Source organism: Desulfobacter hydrogenophilus (assembly GCF_004319545.1).
Taxonomy (GTDB): Bacteria; Desulfobacterota; Desulfobacteria; order Desulfobacterales; family Desulfobacteraceae; genus Desulfobacter; species Desulfobacter hydrogenophilus.
This window is the reverse complement of record NZ_CP036313.1, coordinates 1,288,083-1,305,489: the sequence shown is the minus strand read 5'-3', so window position 1 is coordinate 1,305,489 and position 17,407 is coordinate 1,288,083. Positions and strand designations below refer to the sequence as shown.

General features: G+C 47.6%; 12 protein-coding genes. 7 read left to right on the top strand and 5 right to left on the bottom strand.

Features of this window, described 5'->3' with window-relative positions; translation table 11 throughout:
* Positions 1–78: 78 nt before the first annotated feature.
* Entirely contained in the window at positions 79–1,428 is a 1,350-nt protein-coding gene (gdhA, locus tag EYB58_RS05695) for an NADP-specific glutamate dehydrogenase (protein ID WP_111957486.1), read from the bottom strand.
* Between the two features lie 98 nt (positions 1,429–1,526).
* A complete protein-coding gene (locus EYB58_RS05690; RefSeq protein ID WP_111957484.1) occupies positions 1,527–4,118 on the bottom strand; it encodes a PEP/pyruvate-binding domain-containing protein in 2,592 nt (863 codons plus the stop codon).
* Positions 4,119–4,563: 445 nt separating this feature from the next.
* Between EYB58_RS05690 and EYB58_RS05685 the strand changes: the two genes are divergently transcribed.
* Both EYB58_RS05685 and dbpA read left to right on the top strand, forming a co-directional pair.
* The gene (locus EYB58_RS05685; RefSeq protein WP_111957482.1) at positions 4,564–5,253 is read left to right on the top strand and encodes a transposase; all 690 of its coding nucleotides are present in this window, start codon (positions 4,564–4,566) and stop codon (positions 5,251–5,253) included.
* Between the two features lie 75 nt (positions 5,254–5,328).
* The gene (gene dbpA, locus EYB58_RS05680) at positions 5,329–6,705 is read left to right on the top strand and encodes an ATP-dependent RNA helicase DbpA (protein WP_111957480.1); all 1,377 of its coding nucleotides are present in this window, start codon (positions 5,329–5,331) and stop codon (positions 6,703–6,705) included.
* A gap of 1 nt (position 6,706) precedes the next feature.
* Here the strand turns inward: dbpA and EYB58_RS05675 are convergent, their stop codons facing one another.
* On the bottom strand, positions 6,707–7,240 hold the full coding sequence (locus EYB58_RS05675; protein WP_111957478.1) for a YaeQ family protein: 534 nt from the start codon (positions 7,238–7,240) through the stop codon (positions 6,707–6,709).
* Between the two features lie 312 nt (positions 7,241–7,552).
* Here EYB58_RS05675 and EYB58_RS24995 point away from each other — a divergent pair, with 312 nt between their 5' ends.
* From EYB58_RS24995 to EYB58_RS05650, 5 genes are all read left to right on the top strand, one after another.
* Positions 7,553–7,768: a winged helix-turn-helix transcriptional regulator gene (locus EYB58_RS24995; protein ID WP_242637573.1), complete on the top strand. Its 216-nt coding sequence runs from the start codon at positions 7,553–7,555 to the stop codon at positions 7,766–7,768.
* Between the two features lie 763 nt (positions 7,769–8,531).
* On the top strand, positions 8,532–9,137 hold the full coding sequence (locus tag EYB58_RS05665) for a hypothetical protein (RefSeq protein ID WP_111957476.1): 606 nt from the start codon (positions 8,532–8,534) through the stop codon (positions 9,135–9,137).
* A gap of 90 nt (positions 9,138–9,227) precedes the next feature.
* Positions 9,228–10,292 (top strand): magnesium/cobalt transporter CorA, encoded by a 1,065-nt coding sequence (corA, locus tag EYB58_RS05660; RefSeq protein WP_111957474.1) that lies wholly within the window; start codon positions 9,228–9,230, stop codon positions 10,290–10,292.
* A gap of 5 nt (positions 10,293–10,297) precedes the next feature.
* Entirely contained in the window at positions 10,298–12,919 is a 2,622-nt protein-coding gene (locus EYB58_RS05655; RefSeq protein ID WP_111957573.1) for a mechanosensitive ion channel family protein, read from the top strand.
* Entirely contained in the window at positions 12,912–13,142 is a 231-nt protein-coding gene (locus EYB58_RS05650; RefSeq protein WP_111957472.1) for a MoaD/ThiS family protein, read from the top strand. Before EYB58_RS05655 ends, EYB58_RS05650 begins: the two co-directional genes overlap by 8 nt.
* Before the next feature lie 141 nt (positions 13,143–13,283).
* On the opposite strand, the gene EYB58_RS05645 is transcribed toward EYB58_RS05650, so the two are convergent.
* Together EYB58_RS05645 and EYB58_RS05640 are read right to left on the bottom strand one after the other, a co-directional pair.
* Positions 13,284–14,462: a thiolase family protein gene (locus EYB58_RS05645; RefSeq protein ID WP_111957470.1), complete on the bottom strand. Its 1,179-nt coding sequence runs from the start codon at positions 14,460–14,462 to the stop codon at positions 13,284–13,286.
* A 168-nt stretch (positions 14,463–14,630) separates the two neighbouring features.
* Positions 14,631–17,039, bottom strand: a complete 2,409-nt coding sequence (locus EYB58_RS05640; RefSeq protein WP_111957468.1) for a 3-hydroxyacyl-CoA dehydrogenase/enoyl-CoA hydratase family protein — start codon at positions 17,037–17,039, stop codon at positions 14,631–14,633.
* Positions 17,040–17,407: the final 368 nt, after the last annotated feature.

The following is a 17,407-nucleotide window of genomic DNA, read 5'->3' as shown; positions in this document are numbered from 1 at the left end:
CCCAGATTTTACAGGCCGCCCGGATACAAGCAGGGCGGCTGATTTCGATATGGACCGGATATACCAGGAATTTAAGGGCTATACAAGCCCCTGATCCAGCATGGCGTTGACCACCTTGGTGAAACCGGCAATGTTGGCCCCGGCCACGTAGTTGCCTTTCTCTCCGTATTCGGCACAGGCGTCCACACAGGATGTATGTATGGCTTTCATGATGCCCTGCAACCGCCTGTCCACCTTTTCCCGGGTCCAGGCCCGGCGTACGGCGTTCTGGGACATCTCCAGACCGGACACGGCCACCCCGCCGGCATTGGCCGCTTTGCCCGGGGCGTAGAGAATTTTGTGGTCCACAAAAAGGTCAACTGCATCCGGGGTGGAGGGCATATTGGCCCCTTCGGATATTAAAAAGATTCCGTTTTCAATGAGGTTTTGTGCATCTTTGCCGTTGATTTCGTTCTGGGTGGCAGAGGGGAAAGCACAGTCGGCCTGGATGGTCCACAAGGGATTATAATCCAGGGTGGCATCTGTTTCGGTGTATACGGCTTCCGGATATTTTTCCACATATTCCTTGATGCGGCCCCGTCTGACCTCTTTCAACTCCATGACCCAGGCCAATTTTTCCCGGTCAAGGCCTCTTTCGTCGTAGATGAACCCGGTGGAGTCCGACAGGGTAACAACCTTCCCCCCCAGGTCCAGGATTTTTTCCACGGTGTACTGGGCTACGTTGCCGGAACCGGAAACCAGGCAGGTTTTGCCTTCCATGCTGCCATTGCGCGTGGTCAGCATTTCAGCGGCAAAATAGACACAACCGTAGCCCGTGGCTTCCGGTCGGATGAGGCTTCCACCCCAACCCAGGCCCTTGCCCGTGAGTACCGATGCGAATTGATTGGTCAGTCGTTTGTACTGTCCGAAAAGATAGCCGATTTCTCTGCCGCCCACGCCAATATCCCCGGCCGGTATGTCGGTGTTGGGGCCGATGTGGCGGTAAAGTTCAGACATGAAAGACTGGCAGAAGCGCATGACTTCATTATCGGATTTTCCTTTGGGATCAAAGTCGGACCCGCCTTTGCCGCCGCCTATGGGCAGGGTAGTCAGGGCATTTTTAAAGACCTGCTCAAATGCCAGAAATTTGAGTATGGACAGATTCACTGAAGGGTGGAAACGCAGCCCGCCCTTGTAGGGACCGATGGCCGAATTCATTCCGATTCGATAACCGCGGTTAACCTGGACGGTTCCCGTGTCGTCCATCCAAGGCACCCGGAACATAACGACCCGCTCGGGCTCGGCCAAGCGCTCCAGGATTTTCGCATGGCGGTATTCAAGGTTGCGGTCCAGCACGGGCTGAACAGTTTCAAGCACTTCCCGGACGGCCTGGTGGAACTCTTTTTGATCGGGATCTTTGGCAATGATTTTATTCAGTTCTTCTGACATGGTTCTACCTTTCTTTTGGGGTATGAGTATTGTAAATTAGGTTTGATAGGATCAAATTATAAGGCATCATCAGATAAAAACAGTCAGCGCCGGGGAACTCATTTCTCCTGCATGTGATTGTCTTTTCTTTCGGCGTTCATGATGACACTGCGGGAATGTTTGCCATCGACTTTAATCAACAGGGGGCGGTTCAGGCGCATGTGACGGATGAACCCTTCGTCCCGGACAGTGTGGCAGCCGGTTAGATGTTCCAGGTCGATACGGTCACAAACTTCCGGATTCACGGTGATATAGGGAACGCCCTGGGCAGTGATGGTGTTGAAAAAGTGGGAGCCCCTGGAGGCATCAGCATGTATGGTGCCATCTCGGATTTCCACGATGGCACCGGCACCGGAAATTTGCTGCCAGTCTACAGGGATGCCCAGCCAGGGATCTGATGACCCCCATCGGCCGGGACCGGCTAATAGAAACGAGCGGTTGGTTTTGGCCAACTCCGCATTGATGCGGCTGATCTGCTGTGCCATATCCGGGGTCTTACCCCCCTCAAAAGTCTCCGGGTTGACATATACGATGTCCCGGATGGTGTTCAGGGTGCAATTTCCTAGCGCCGAGGTGGAAACGCAAACAGCTTCATCAAGATCTTGTCTGGTGATCAGGCTGGTATCCCGCGGACTGGACATAGGCCGGGTCTGGAGCAGAGAAATTTTCCAGGGTCGGCCGGGTTTGTCGGGGATGTCGGCGGCAAATTCCAGTTCTATTGGACCTCCTGCATCATGGGCCAACGTCGTCATGAGATCGTTGACCAGGGCGGTAAGATGCGGGGTCCCGTATTTCAGAACCTGGGCAAAGGTGAGAATTTTGGGGCCCTGGCAGTACCAGGTATCCCGGATTCGGTCTTCGACAGGCACATAGGTTGAGGTCAGGGCTTTAACCGGCGCCTCTTCCAAGGCTTGGACCAGGTCCCGACGTTCCAGGTTGGAACAAATGCCGAAGCGCAGGGTCTCCGGGTAGTCTGCCATTCTAAGGGCGTAAAAATGCTTTTGTGTTTTTTCCAGAAAATCCCTTGTTCCGGAAAATTGGGGCGTGGCCTGGGGATGTTTGGGACAAATCCTGAAACTTTGCTCCCCCTGGGCCAAGGTCTGGCCAAGGCCCAATGCCAGGTTCAGGATACCCTCATCGGCTTTGGCATTAGCCGCAGGGTAAAAATTCAAGGAATGGGCCGTGCCCGATATGGCTGGATAGAAAAAGTCTTTGTACCGGCTGCCGGCGACTTCCTGAATCATAACAGCCATGCTGTCCTTGAAGGGCTGAACCGTTGTACTGCGCACAAAGGCCTGGGCTTTTTTATAGTATGCAGAGGCATAGACCAGCTTGACTGCGGTGGCAAGGTGGGATAACCGGATGTCAGGGTCGGCATGGTTGTTGGGGATCATATAGGTTTTGTGCAACCCGGCGCAGGGATGGTTGATGGCATCTTCCAGAAGGCTGGAGGAGCGTACGACCAGGGGGGCACAGTTAGCAGCCAGATAGGTTTTTAAATGTCCGAGAACTTCCCGGGGCAGGGGCGCTTCGATGAATGCCTGGACCAATTCCGCCAAGGGCCGGCCGGTAAGTTTGGCCAAGCCGTTGTCACGGACAAAGTCGTCAAAAATGTCTGTGCAGAAGATCAGGGTATCAGGGATGTTGATGGTCATTTCCGGATAAGTCGTTCCAAGGTCGGGGCGGCGGTTAAGGGTCTGGGCCAGAAAGGCCAGGCCCCTGGCTTTACCACCGATGGACCCGCGTCCGATTCTGGTAAGCCCGGTAAGGCTTGTTTGAACAGGATACTGGTTTTTAGGTTGGTTTTTTCTTTCCTGGGGCGGGCAGCCCCATGCCAGACTGCTGAAAAATTCATGTAGGTCCCGATCCAGCTGATTGGAATTTTTATCCAGAAAGGGGGCTGGGATGCCTTGGGCCATTGTTTTGTTTGCACTTTCCGCACTCATGAGCATGATGGGGAGGGCGGGCATTTCCGTGTGAATAGTTGACAGAATGTCAATGCCGGCCCTGGGAGCTTCTATTCCCTGGCAAGGAAGCCGGGTATCGGAAAGAACACAGTCAAGGCGTTGGCCTAATTCACGGAATTGGTCCATGGCTGTTTCATGGGACCCGGCCAGGACAAACCTGGAACCAGGGAAGGCCGTGTCTATTCCTTTGTATATTTCAGGAAGCAAAAACGAGGTGTATTCAAGACTGTCTTCCACCATGAGAACTGCACGGCGGGTGGTGTCTTTGCAGAGTTGGTCCTCAATAAAACGGACCATGGCATGGAAGAGTTCGGTTGTTCTGGACCAGATAAAAATGTGACCCGCATCCCGTTCCAAAGGCCGGATTTTGCAACAGCCTGGTTGCACCAGGAAGATTACCTGCAGGCCGGGGTAAATGGACTTGAGATGCTGTACCGTTATTCCTGTTCTGTCATCCAAGGCCTCAATTTCAATGAAAAGAAGGTCAAAAGTCGCCTTGCGCAGCAGGTTGGCAGCCTCTTTCATGGAAACAGCGTGGGTGATCTCCCAAGGAGATGGGTGGATATCCACTTTCAGTCCCGGCAAATGGTAAGGAGCGGAAACAAAGAGGATCTTTTTTACCTGAAAACCGGAGGGCTGTGACTTTTCAGGTCCGGCTTTTGTTTTTTTTGTAATGTTATCCATTTTTATTCGTTTCGGCCCATTTAAATTCCTTAACCACGATAGAAATGCGATGTTTTGCATTTAGTTTATATGAACATGTTTATTGGAATATTAAAAAGAAAACAACGTGATAAAAATTAGATAAAAATGCGTATAAAAACATAGCAGTTAAAAGATTTTGCAGATAAGCTAAACTGGTCTAAAGCCCTTCTGAATAGCGGTTTTAGAGTTCGGAGACGATTTTGGGGAAGGGCCTGGGTCGACTGATCAAATAGCCTCCCAGCCTAACATGGAAACTCAAAAATCGGGCTTGGTCATAACTTCGGCCACTTTGTGTTTATTTTTTTAGAACCTGAAAAATAAGGCACTGGTACCCTTGAATAGGTAGCGAAAATTGTGCCGAAAATTGGGGACAGACCACTATTTTCTAATTGTATCTTTTTCCAACCCAGTGTAAATTGGTATTATGCCAAGACGTCCGAGAATAGTAGTTCCCAACATCCCTCTTCACATTATTCAAAGGGGGAATAACAAGCAGGCCTGTTTTTTTGCCGATAACGACTACTTGTTTTATCTTCAATGGCTTGAGGAATATGCATTAACCTCGGGTTGTCTAATCCACGCTTACGTTTTGATGACAAATCATGTCCATCTGTTGCTGACCCCTAAAAGTAACAGCAGTACCGGAAATTTGTTAAAACGCCTGGGGCAACGGTATGTTCAATATATCAACCGGACCTATAGAAGAACGGGTACCCTATGGGAAGGAAGGTATCGATCCTGCCTGGTTCAAGAGGAAAAATATTTGTTGACATGTCAGCGGTACATAGAACTGAACCCGGTCCGTGCGGGTATTGTAGAGCACCCGGGTGAATTTAAATGGTCGAGCTATCGTCATAACGGGCAGGGAGAGATGTCTGGTTTCATTACACCACATATCCTTTATCAGAGTCTTGGTGAGACAAATAACCAACAACAAACAACTTATAGGGGATTGTTTCGGTATGAATTGGAACCCGATGAAATAGATCAAATCAGAAAAGCCACGAATGGAAATTTTGCATTGGGGACCAAACGATTTCAGAATGAAATCAGCATAATAGTTGGCAGGCGTGCTTTTCCGGGTAAAGCCGGCAGGCCAAGGACAAAAAAATGATAAGATAAAAATGTGGTATGTCCTATTTCTCCCAAACGGCCTTGCAGGGCCTGTATTTAATAAACAAAGGATTTCATGAGTACTTTTACCGCGTTGCCATTAACTAAACCAATGATTAAAAATTTGGAGACCCTTGGATACCGGGAGATGACTCCAGTTCAGGCGGAGAGTTTGCCCCATGTGCTAAAAGGAGAAGACCTGCTGGCCCAGGCCAAGACGGGGAGCGGAAAAACCGCAGCCTTTGGCATCGGCTTGCTCCACATGCTGAATGTGAAGCGCTTCAGGGTGCAGGCTCTGGTGATGTGTCCCACCCGCGAACTGGCAGAGCAGGTGGCTGGCGAGCTGCGGCGCATAGCCCGGTTCAAACACAATATCAAGATTGTTACCATTTGCGGCGGGGTGCCCTTCCTGCCCCAGCAAATCTCCCTGGAGCATCAGGGACATATTGTGGTGGGAACTCCCGGGCGCATTGAACAGCATTTAAAACGCGGAACAATGAACCTTGATCATGTAACCACCCTTGTCCTGGATGAGGCGGATCGAATGCTGGACATTGGCTTTACAGACAGTATTGAAGTGATCATGGGTTATGTTCCCAAGCATCGCCAGACCCTTCTTTTTTCTGCTACATTTCCAAAGCCGATCCTTGAACTGAGCACCCGGTTTCAAAAAAACGCGCACCGGGTGGTGGTGGATGTTGAGCACAGAGAAAACGTTATTCGCCAATATTTTTACGAGTCCGGCTGGGATTGGAAATCCGCTGCTGTGGCTCAGATTTTATATGCATATAAGCCTGCATCGGCACTGATTTTCTGCAACACTAAACTGCAGTGCAAGTCTCTTTCAAAATTTCTTGCGGCAAAAGGGGTTTCATCTCTGGCGATTCATGGTGACCTTGAGCAGAAGGATCGAACCGAAGTATTGGTGCGTTTTTCCAACGGCAGCACCCCCATTCTGGTGGCCACGGACGTAGCAGCCAGGGGCTTGGATATCTCAGGGCTCAGTGCGGTAATCAACTTTGATCTCCCCTTTGAGCCTGAGGTGTATATTCACCGCATCGGCCGGACAGGCCGGGCCGGGAAAGAAGGGATGGCTTTTTCCCTTATGACGCCCAAAGAGCGCTTCAGGCTGGAAGAGATAAATACCCTGATGGGCACAGCTTTTGAGGTGTCTGATATCGAAGTGCTTCAGCCCGAAACCCAGGAGAACGCCAGACCTTCCATGGTGACCTTTTCAATCAACGGCGGGCGAAAGGCCAAGCTTCGGCCGGGAGATATCCTGGGTGCTCTGACCAAGGATGGAGGAATCGACGGTGGCTGCGTGGGCAAGATCAACTGCTTTGAATTTTATTCCTACGTTGCCATTGAGCGCATCATGGCAGATAAAGCCGAAAAAACGCTCTCCAAAAACAAGATCAAGGGGCGGCACTTTATTGTCCACAGACATGAGTAGTCTATGACTGCAACGGCACCCAGGGCACCTCGCAGTCACCATTTTCAGCAGAGACATAAACCATACCGTCTGAAATGGTAACCGAAAAATTCATGGTTCGCTTCACCAGCCCTGTCAATGCCTGAATATTTTTCCAGTGAAACTGAAAAACTGATACCTTCAAATCATTAAATTTTTCTTGTTCTTTGGCCCACCAACTATCTGATTTTAAGTTAAACGAATAGACCTTGACACGTGGTGAAAGTCGGACTGCTTTTTTGATTCTATCAAAGGTCGGCTCCCCGATATCAATCCATAACGATATCCGATCATCCAATGTGTGCGCCCAGATATCGGGTTCTTCAACCGAAGAAAGTCCTTTGGTGAACGATAACGGTTCCCTGGCATTCATGCAAAACGCCAGAACACGAGCCATCATTCGTTCAAGGGTTTCAGAAGGGTGTTGAGCAATGGTTAGATTAAGACTGTCATAATGATTTTGATCGATGTCGGCCAATGTGATTTTCAATTTATAAATGGTCGGTTTTAACGCCACGAATATCCCCTTATACGCTACAATAATAAAAAAAAGTTACACCAAAAAACAAGTGCCGAATAAACTAATCCTGCCAAAGATGCCAACTAAATATTCATTTATCGGGAAAAAGAAAAACGTCTGATTTACAAAAAATTCCGCAAAAAAAATAAAATTTCCAAATATCTGCTCCAGTACAAAGTTCATATTCAAATCGGGATAGGACTCCCCATTCCCCCATTTCTATTGACTTGCCATTTATAAGTTATATAATTAATCAAAAAAGATAATATCTATCTGTATTAATTTGAAAAATTAATCATCATTTAAGTTATGCCACTATTAATTATAGACTATTTGGAACAAGGCCCTTCAACTTCGAAAGAAATCCAGGCAGCGACTGGCCTAAGCCAGGCCACCATTGCTCGAAGAATTAGAAACATGAAAGATCGAATTATCGCTGTTCCTGAGGGACGTACAGTGAAATATGCTGCAATGCGTAACGCATTTAATAGTGGAAATAATATTCCATTGAGTATTTATTATTGATGAAGTTGGCACGCCACACTACACGCTGGCGCGATATTTTAATCACTGAATATCACGCGGCTGTAGTGCTTCATGCACGGATCTTCTCAGCTGCAATCCCAGGCCTGATTGATATAAACGGTCGGCTGTTTCTGGAATCTCAACGTTTTGATAGAATCGGTGTTCGTGGACGCAGGCCCATGATATCACTTTCAAGCTATTGACTCAGAATTTACGGGTTTGGGAGGCAATTGACCAAGGGTGATGACAGACTTGTTGAAAAAAAACTTAGTAAGCAGTGAAGATAGTCTTCATGCAGAATTTTTATGGTGGTTTGGCCGACTTATAAACAATTCTGACATGTATTTAGGTAATTTGAGCTTATCGATAAATAAGGATATTTTCAGGTTATTACCTATTTATGATATGTGCTCGATGGGCTTTGTCCCTAAAACCAGTGGAGAAGTACCACTTTTTCTTTTGGTCCTCCCGATCTGAATAATAGCAGTTTGACTGAAAATCAGCACGAAATTCTAATAGAGGCTGTTTATGAATTTTGGGAAAACGTTTCAATGGATAGCAAAATATCTGATCAGTTCAGAGCATATTTACAGGAAGGCAATCCTGTTAAGCATTTAGTTTCTAATACAACGACAAGGTTGCAATAATTCGCCTAACTTTAATTGCTACTCCGTACTTGATTTCAACCAAAAAACAAACCGGATGAAACCGGTTATTTTTACGTTAGGCTGTCAATAACCAATTCTACGAGGAGGTTTGAATCATGGAGCCGACTGCTACTTGGACCAGCATAGAAATTGTAACCGTTGCAACATCGATAGCGACGCCGTTAATAATAACCGTTTTGGGGTTCATTTTCACTCTTGCCATTCGCAGAATTGAATGGGCTAAAGAATCTGAGCGCGAAGATGAGCAAAAGAAAAAGAAACTCGCAGAGGAAGAAAGAAAACTCGCTCCCCATATTGAACTGAACGTAGGATGTCGATTCATGGGACCCTCTCAAGGCCGTTTTTTGGCTGAATTCTCACTCATGACGCATAATAAAGGTACGCATGTTCATCGTTTTCCAAAAATTATTTTTCGTGTTCGAGGGATAAAATTTGGACAGGAGCTCAAGTATTGGGAACAAAATGAGCATAGAGTGAACTTTCCAGACAAACTATTAGAAACTGATTTGGTGCCTAAGCAATGGAATTTTATTTTTGTTCAACCAAATATCAAGCAGCGCATAACCTTTGTTACCTACATAGATCAAGGCTATCAATTTGTAATCGCCAATGCAGAATTTCATTATGATGGATGGACTCCTCACACAGTGGAAAAAGCCTTCGAGATGCCGAAAATAGAAAAATTGTGTTCCCTGTCTTAACGTATTATCATTATCCGTAATCCTATGGCCATGATAATAAGGTAGTCTTAAATTGATATCCGCTGTTGTGAATTGAATGGAAGGTTTGCCATGCCCAGATTTTTCAGAAAGTCAGAAAAAAAAGCCGGATCTTCGCCGGGTCTGCAAATTGATGTCCAGGCCGCGTCGGGCACAGAGCCTGAGATCTGTGTTTTAATCTATTCTAAAGACTCACTCGAAACATACCACCTTCCGAACATTGACGCAGCCCCGTCTTTAATTCAGAAAAACAAAACCGCATGGATCCAGGTAACCGGTATACAGAATCATTTTGCCTTTTCAAGGATGGGGCAGTTGTTCAATATCCATACCCTGACCCTCGAAGATATGGTTAACCCGGCACATCCTCCCAAATTTGAAGATTTTGACACCTATTATTATGTCACACTGAAACAACTGGCCTTTGATCCCGGGAACCATGAGATATCAGAGACTCAGGTCAGTATTGCCGTCATGGAGAATCTGGTGATTTTTGTCCAGGACAAACCCTCCCCCTGTCTTAAAGCCGTGGAGAAAAGACTTCAGTCCGGAAGGGGAAACATACGTACGGCCGGTCCTGGTTACCTGGCTTATGCCTTGATTGATGCCGTGGTTGACCACTCTCTTGATGTGATTGGACAGATTGCCTCAGCCGTGGAATCGGTTGAACGTGACATGCTCGAAGATTTAAATCCCGGCCACCTTGAGCAGATACACAGGTTGAAACGTGAGGTGATCTTTTTCAATAAGCAGCTCCGGCCGGTGCGTGGGGCAATTCTTAGTTTGATAAAATCCGAATCCCCGTTTGTTTCGGATACTGTCATCCGCTTTTATGCGGATATTCTGGATCATGTCAATCATATTCTGGATGCAGTTACTTCGCTTCAAGAACTTTTGTCCAGCATGCTTGATTTTTATATGTCATCCCAGGGCAACCGCATGAATGAGGTCATGGCGACCCTGACCATTATCTCCACCATTTTTATTCCCTTAAGCTTTCTTGCCGGACTTTACGGAATGAACTTTAAATTCATGCCTGAACTTGAGTGGCAGTGGGGGTATTTCGTTTTACTGGGGGGCATGGCCGTGATTGGTAGTGCAATGGTTGTATTTTTTAAAAAGAAAGGGTGGTTTTAAAAATCATGGTAGAAAAAATTTTTGTTCATATGAAAAAATTACGCATTCAATTTATTTTCAAGTTTTTTGTGATCCTGTTTGCCGGATTTACTGTTTTCAGTGGATTTACCTTTGCTTTTGCCGAACCAGAGCAGGGTTCTACATCCCAGTTGATTGGTGAACTGGGCATTATCCTTGAGAAATCTTTGAATAGTGAGCTCAGTGACCTTGAAAAATATAAGAAACGTATAGCAAAGGAAGAGCAGGACCAGATGAACCTGACAGCAGCATATAACGGGTACCGGGTCCAGTTATCCTCTTTCCGAAATTTTCTGCTGTCCGAGGATGTTGACTTTTTTCAGCTCCAGAAAAGCAGGGCTGAACTGAAAACCGCCATGATTGAGGCCCAAAAAATGTTTCAGGGGCTGATTCCGAAAGAAGAGGCCCTGAAACAGGAACTTGAACACCTGAAAAATCAGAAGCTGCTTGTTGACAAACAACTGGCAGAACTTGCTGGAGTTAGAGAGAACACCTCTTCCGGTAGCGAGGTTCTGGCCATTGAAAAGGTGGCAACCCATCTGGCCCGGGTGCTCAAGGAAAAAGAGGATCTGTTGTCCCGGCTGGATCAGATATACAAGGGCCGTCTGGACAAGCAGGCGGAAATAGAGAAAACGTATACAACCCTGGATGCACAATTTGAAAAAATCATTGAACAGAAAAAAGCAAAAGGGTTGTTTGAGCGTACAAATAAGGACGCGCGAGTTGGTGCCCTTAATTCTCTCAAGCAGGAATTCAACACCCTGATTGAACATATCTTTATCATTTCTGATCCCCAGTTCTGGATATCGGGAGTTGAAACACTGTGGCAGGACGCACAGCTTTTGGCGGTATCCTTTTTCTTTGTCCTGGCTGCTTTGTTCGCCATTCTAAGTCGACTTCGGAAAGAGGCTTCGGGTTTAAAGACTCTGCCTGTCGTGCAAAAGTTAGGCGCTTGGCATCAGATGGCCTCAAACCTGCTGACCATGTCCATTCTTCCGACCGGGACTGCGTTGACAATTTTTCTATACAGCAGCCTGGACAAAATGGTTCTGGTGTCCGGAGTTTTTTTGGAGGTCGCCCAGGTGATAATGATTTTGCTTGCATGCAGGTGGATCTGCCAGTCTTTGAAAACGATCCTTATTGATGCCGTGGGTGGGGAAGCCAATGCCCGGCATCTGATCCGTTTCACCCGGGCTGTTGCTGTTTTTATTATTGCCCATGGGGTGTTGCACACCGTTTTGGGGCAAAGTTCGGGGCTGTTGATCCTGCTGCGCATGGCAGGGGCATTTATCATGTTTGTCTGGACACTGAAAACCTGGCGGGATGTCAATTTTTATACCCTTCAGTCCCCGGGGGAAAATTATCAGGATAGAAATCAGCTGATCCGGCTTTTAACCACCAAATATGTGATGCTTGTGATTTCCGGTGTTTCACTCATGCTGGATATGACCGGTTATGAATTGCTTGCCTCCCATTGGGTTCGTTCCTGGATTCAGAGTTTTGTCATTCTTTTCTGGTGGACGATTTTTCTTCACTTACTCCAGGAATGGGATTTCTATTACAAGGAGCAAAGCCATACCAGGAAGGAAAAATTTGTTTATGACGATTATCCTGTCCAGTGGCTGATCATCCGGGCAGGTCAGTTCTGCTGGGTGGTTACCCTTTCAATTCTTCTGTTGCTGATCTGGGGTGATCCGGGAACCGTGCTGAGTAATCTGTACAAGGTCCTGGCCTTTCCTTTGAGCATCGGCAGTATGCAGTTCAGCTTTTGGGGTGCAGGCTGTTTCGGACTTGTACTTATTTTCACCTATGCTCTGGTGCGAATATGGAAATGGCTGTTCCAAAAAAAATTTTTAAATCGTTCCGGCATGGCCCAGGGTCTGCAGGAGTCCATTACAACCATATCCGGCTATATTATTTGGGCCATAGGTCTTCTCATAGCCCTGCATGCCTTTGGGCTGAACACGGCATCTCTGGCCGTTGCCTTTGGCGCCCTGGGTATTGGTATTGGATTTGGCCTGCAGAACATCGTCAACAATTTTATATCCGGCATTATCCTGCTGTTTGAGCGGCCCATTCAGGTGGGGGATGACGTGGAGGTCAACGGCACCTGGGCCAGGGTAAGAAAAATAAATGTCCGGTCCACAGTGGTGCAGACCTATGACAATGCCTCCCTGATTATTCCCAATGCCGATTTCATCAGTAATCAGGTGACCAACTGGAGTTTCAAGGACAAACGGATCCGCCGCAAAATTAGCGTAGGCGTGGCATACGGATCTGATGTGGAGCTGGTGAGAACAATTTTACTGCAGATTGCTGGAGACGTCCCCAATGTCCTTCGCTACCCGATGCCAGACGTAATCTTTACGGATTTTGGCGACAGTGCATTGATGTTTGTGCTGCGGCTCTGGACCGATGTGGACCATATGCTTGAGGTGGATACGGCTGTTAGATTCAGGATCGATAAAAATTTCCGGGAAAACAACATAGAGATCAGTTTTCCCCAGCGGGATATTCATATCCGATCCATTGAGGGGGTTGATCGGTTTTTTCCTGCCAAAACGCCGGAATCCCAACGCCCGGAACAGGAGAAAAAGTCTGATGATTGAAATTAATATAGATTTGTTCACCACCCTTACTAGATACTATCCAAAGGGTTCGGGTTCCCTTAAAGTGGAAAAGGGCACAACTGCGGGCGGCCTGATTCATAAGCTGGGTATCCCTGATGGATCTGTCAGCCTGATTTTTATCAACGGGAAAAGAGCTCTGCCTGATCAGGCACTTGTGGGAAATGATAAGGTCGGACTTTTTCCGCTGGTTGCGGGGGGATGATAATTATATAGGCTTTAGAAATAAAAAAATTGGTTTTTAAGGAACAGGTATTAAATAATTTGCCCATTTAGCTATATCCGGGAGCGCGGGCGTCCCGCCCGCGCTCCCAGGTTAAGTTATTTCGGACTCATTCCTAAGCGATCAAAGTTTTTCAAATATTGCGGCAGCACCCATGCCCCCGCCGACACACATGGAAACAATACCATATTTGCCGCCGACTTCTTTGAGGTTGGCAATGCACGTGGCTGTCAGTTTGGCACCGGTGCATCCCAGGGGATGACCAAGGGCGATGGCGCCGCCGTGAATGTTGATTTTATCCATGTATTTTTCGAGGCCGATTTCCCGGATGCAGTGAATGGCCTGGGCAGCAAAGGCTTCATTGATTTCATAAATGTCGATGTCGTCAATGGTCATTCCCACCTGTTTAAGCACTTTTGGAATGGCATATTTGGGGCCTACGCCCATTTCATCTGCTTTGCAGCCCACAGTGCTATACCCAACCAGTCTGGCTATAGGGGTCAGGCCAAGTGCCTTACACTTTTCCCTGGACGCGACGATGGTGGCCGCTGCCCCGTCCGTGGTCTGGGACGAGTTTCCGGCAGTCACGGAACCGTTCGCTTTAAACACCGCGCCCAGTTTGGCCAGCCCTTCGGGTGTGGAGGCCCGGATCCCGTCGTCATGTTCCACAATAAAGGGCTCTTTTTTGTACGTACCATCCGCCTGTTCAATATATTTGTAGGCCGGGGTGGGGATGATTTCAGTAAATTTCCCGCCGTCTCTGGCTGCCATGGCCTTTGCCTGGGACTGGGAGGCAAATAGGTCCTGGTCTTCCCGGGAGATGTTGTACCGTTCGGCCACGTTTTCAGCGGTAATACCCATGGATACGTACATTTCAGGATTGGTTTTTGAATACTCCGGATGGGGCCGGGGGACGTTACCACCCATGGGTACAAATGTCATGGATTCGCAGCCTGCACCCACGCAGATTTCCGACCAGCCCGCAGACACCCGCACAGAAGCCAGGGCAATAGCTTCAAGGCCGGATGCGCAGAACCGGTTCACCGTGGCGCCGGAGACCTCGTCCGGGAAGCCTGCCATTTTAGCCGCGATCCGGCCCAGGTTCAGGCCCTGTTCCGCTTCGGGGAAGGCACAGCCCAGCATGACATCGTCAATGTCTTCGGGTTTCAGGTTGGCGGTCCTTTCAACCGCTTCTTTCATAATAAAAGCAATCAACTCTTCGGGCCGGGTCTGGCTGAACAACCCTTTTTTTTGCTTGCAGCCCGGGGTCCGTATGGATTGTACTATATATGCGTCTTTCATGATCTTATCCTCCTAAGTTCTAAAGCATTTGGCATAGCATCCCGTGTTTGGACGAAAAGTTGCCCAGGTGCAAGGCGCAGAAAAATTTAAAACCGGAGCAACCTCATGGTTGTGAGGATTTAAAATTTTTTTTGCAACGCCGCAGATGGGTGACTTTTTGTTCAAACACTAGTTTCTAAGCGGCTTCCCGGTTTTAAGCATATGATCAATTCGGGCAATGGTTTTTTCCTCTTTGCAGAAGTCCACAAATGCCTCACGTTCAAGCTTGAGGATGGCTTCTTCGGCAATCTCACTGCCCTCGTTGGCATCGCCGCCGCTGACGACATAGGCAATGCGTTTGGCCAGAAAAGCATCATATTCGCTCATGAATTTGCCGTTGAGAAAATTGAACAACTCGGCATTAACCATGCCCTGACCGGCGCTGCCAATCACTTTCAGTTTCTTTTTCAGCGGGGGTACATATCCGTCATCCACCATCTTGAGCACTTCTTTTTTGGCTTCACCCACAAGGTTGTCTCGGTTCATGACGACCCGGTCACCAAGGCCGAGGAATCCGTTATCCCGGGCCTGGGCTGCTGACATGGATACGGCGGCCATGGCAATTTTCATGAATGCCGGGACGAATAATTTGGCCAGATCCACCTCTTTTACGGTTTTGCCCGGCAGGGCATCCACATATTTTTTCCACAGATTCATGCAACCGCCACCGGCGGGCAGAAGGCCCACGCCAATTTCCACCAGACCCATGAAAAGCTCGGTATGGGCAACGATGCGGTCAGCGCCCAGGCAGGTTTCGCAGCCGCCCCCCAGGACCATGCCGTAAGGTGCGGCAACAACAGGGAAAGGTGCGTATTTGACGCTTTGGATGCCGTCCTGGGCTTTTGCCAGGAATGCATCGATTTCAGTGTATTTTTTTTCGTGGCACAGTTTGGATACAAAGGAAAGATCTGCACCGGCAGAAAAAGCGCCGGGCATCCCGCCTGCTTCGTTGCCGATCACAAGGCCGGCTCCGTTTTCTTCAACATAGTCAAGGGATTTGCCTATGGAATCAACAATTTCGCCATTGATGGCATTCATCTTGGTGTGAAATTCAATGCAGAAAACGTCGTCTCCGATGTCCACCAGTGATGCCGACGCATTTTGAAAAACTATTTTATTATTGCCTTTGGCGGCAGCAATGGAAACCATGTTTTTAGAAACCGGCACCGCCTTGTATTGGCCTGATGAAAAATCAAAGTAGTAGCGGATTCCGTTTTCAAGTTTGTAAAAAGATTTTTTGCCCTTGCCCAGCATGTCCGTCACATTGGCCGGTACATCAAGTCCGTCGTTTTTCATTCTTTCAACGGCTTCTTCAACACCATAGGCATCCCAGGTTTCAAAGGGTCCCATTGCAAAGTTGTAGCCCCATTTCATGGCGTTATCGATTTCGACGATGGTATCAGCGATTTCAGGGATCCGGCTGGCAGCATACTGGAATGCGTTGGCCTGGCATTTCCAGGCAAATTGGGCCCCTTTGTCATCGCCTTTGAGCACGCAGGTCAACTTCTCTTCCAGGGTGACTTTTTTCTTGGCCTGTTCCAGGCAGGGGAAGGTTGGTCTTTCAAGGTCTTCATATTCCAGGGTGTCAATATTGAGCACCTTGCGTATTTTTTTCCACTCCGGGGTCAGTTCCGTTTTGTAGAATCCGCCCTGGGTTTTTTTGCCCAGCATTTTTTTATCGACCATTGTGGAGATAAATTCCGGCAGAACAAGTGTCTCGCGCTGCTCGTCATCTGGGCACAGGTCATAGGAATTTTTGGCCACATGGAGCATGGTGTCAATACCAACCAGATCCGTGGTTTTGAAGATGGCGGTTTTAGGGCGGCCCAGGGCCGGTCCAAGCAGCGCATCCACTTCGGGAATGGTCATGTTGTCTTCGCGCATGAACTTGATGCAGGCGCCAATACCCTGAACACCGATTCTATTGCCCACAAAGTTCGGGGTGTCCTTGGCCCAGACAATACCCTTGCCCAGATTCCTTTCACCAAACCGGGCAATGAAATCCATGACGTCGGGTTTGGTCTCAGCACCGGGGATCAGTTCCAGCAGATGCATGTAGCGGACCGGGTTAAAGAAATGGGTGCCCATAAAGTGTTCTTTGAACTCCCGGGAAAAGCCCTTGCTCATATCCTTGAGGGGAATTCCGGACGTGTTGCTGGTAACAATGGTGCCTTCTTTTCTGACTTTGGCAACCTTTTCGAACAGATCTCTTTTGATTTTTAAATTTTCCACGACCACTTCGATAATCCAGTCGCATTCCGACAATTTTTCAATGTCATCATCCAGATTGCCTGTGCTGATGCGCGAGGCGTCTTTTTTGCTGTAAAATAAAGAGGGATTTGTGGCCAGAGCCGCTTTCATGCCGGCCTGGACAATGCGGTTTCTCGCCCCAGGGTCTTTTTTTTCTTCGTCAGTTAAATCAAAAGGTACAATGTCCAGCAGCAGCACCTCAACACCGGCGCCGGCAAGGAGGGCGGCAATTCCGCCTCCCATGATTCCGGATCCGATGACTGCTGCTTTTCTGATCTTTCTTACCATGATTTTCTCCTCAAGTTGGGGTATAAAGAATAAAAACCAATATATCTAAATTTCAGCAAGTTGTTAAATTACTTTTATGTTTTGTTGTGGGGTGAGTCCGGGTGTTGATAAACCAGGTCAGCCCATGGCTGTTATCCTGAAGGAACATTCAGTTGTATTTACATAAAAAAAGCACAAATAGAAATGGATTGTCAAGAAAAAACATTTTTTAAATATTTTAGGATTAATTACTAAAATAACTCTTTATTTCAGAGTGTTAAATTAAAGATATATGAGCTATTTTTTAGTTATCTCCCCAAGGATTAAAATAAATTTCTTTATGAATTACCATTCATGAATAAATAAGGAATCAGCTTGTAAAATAGAAA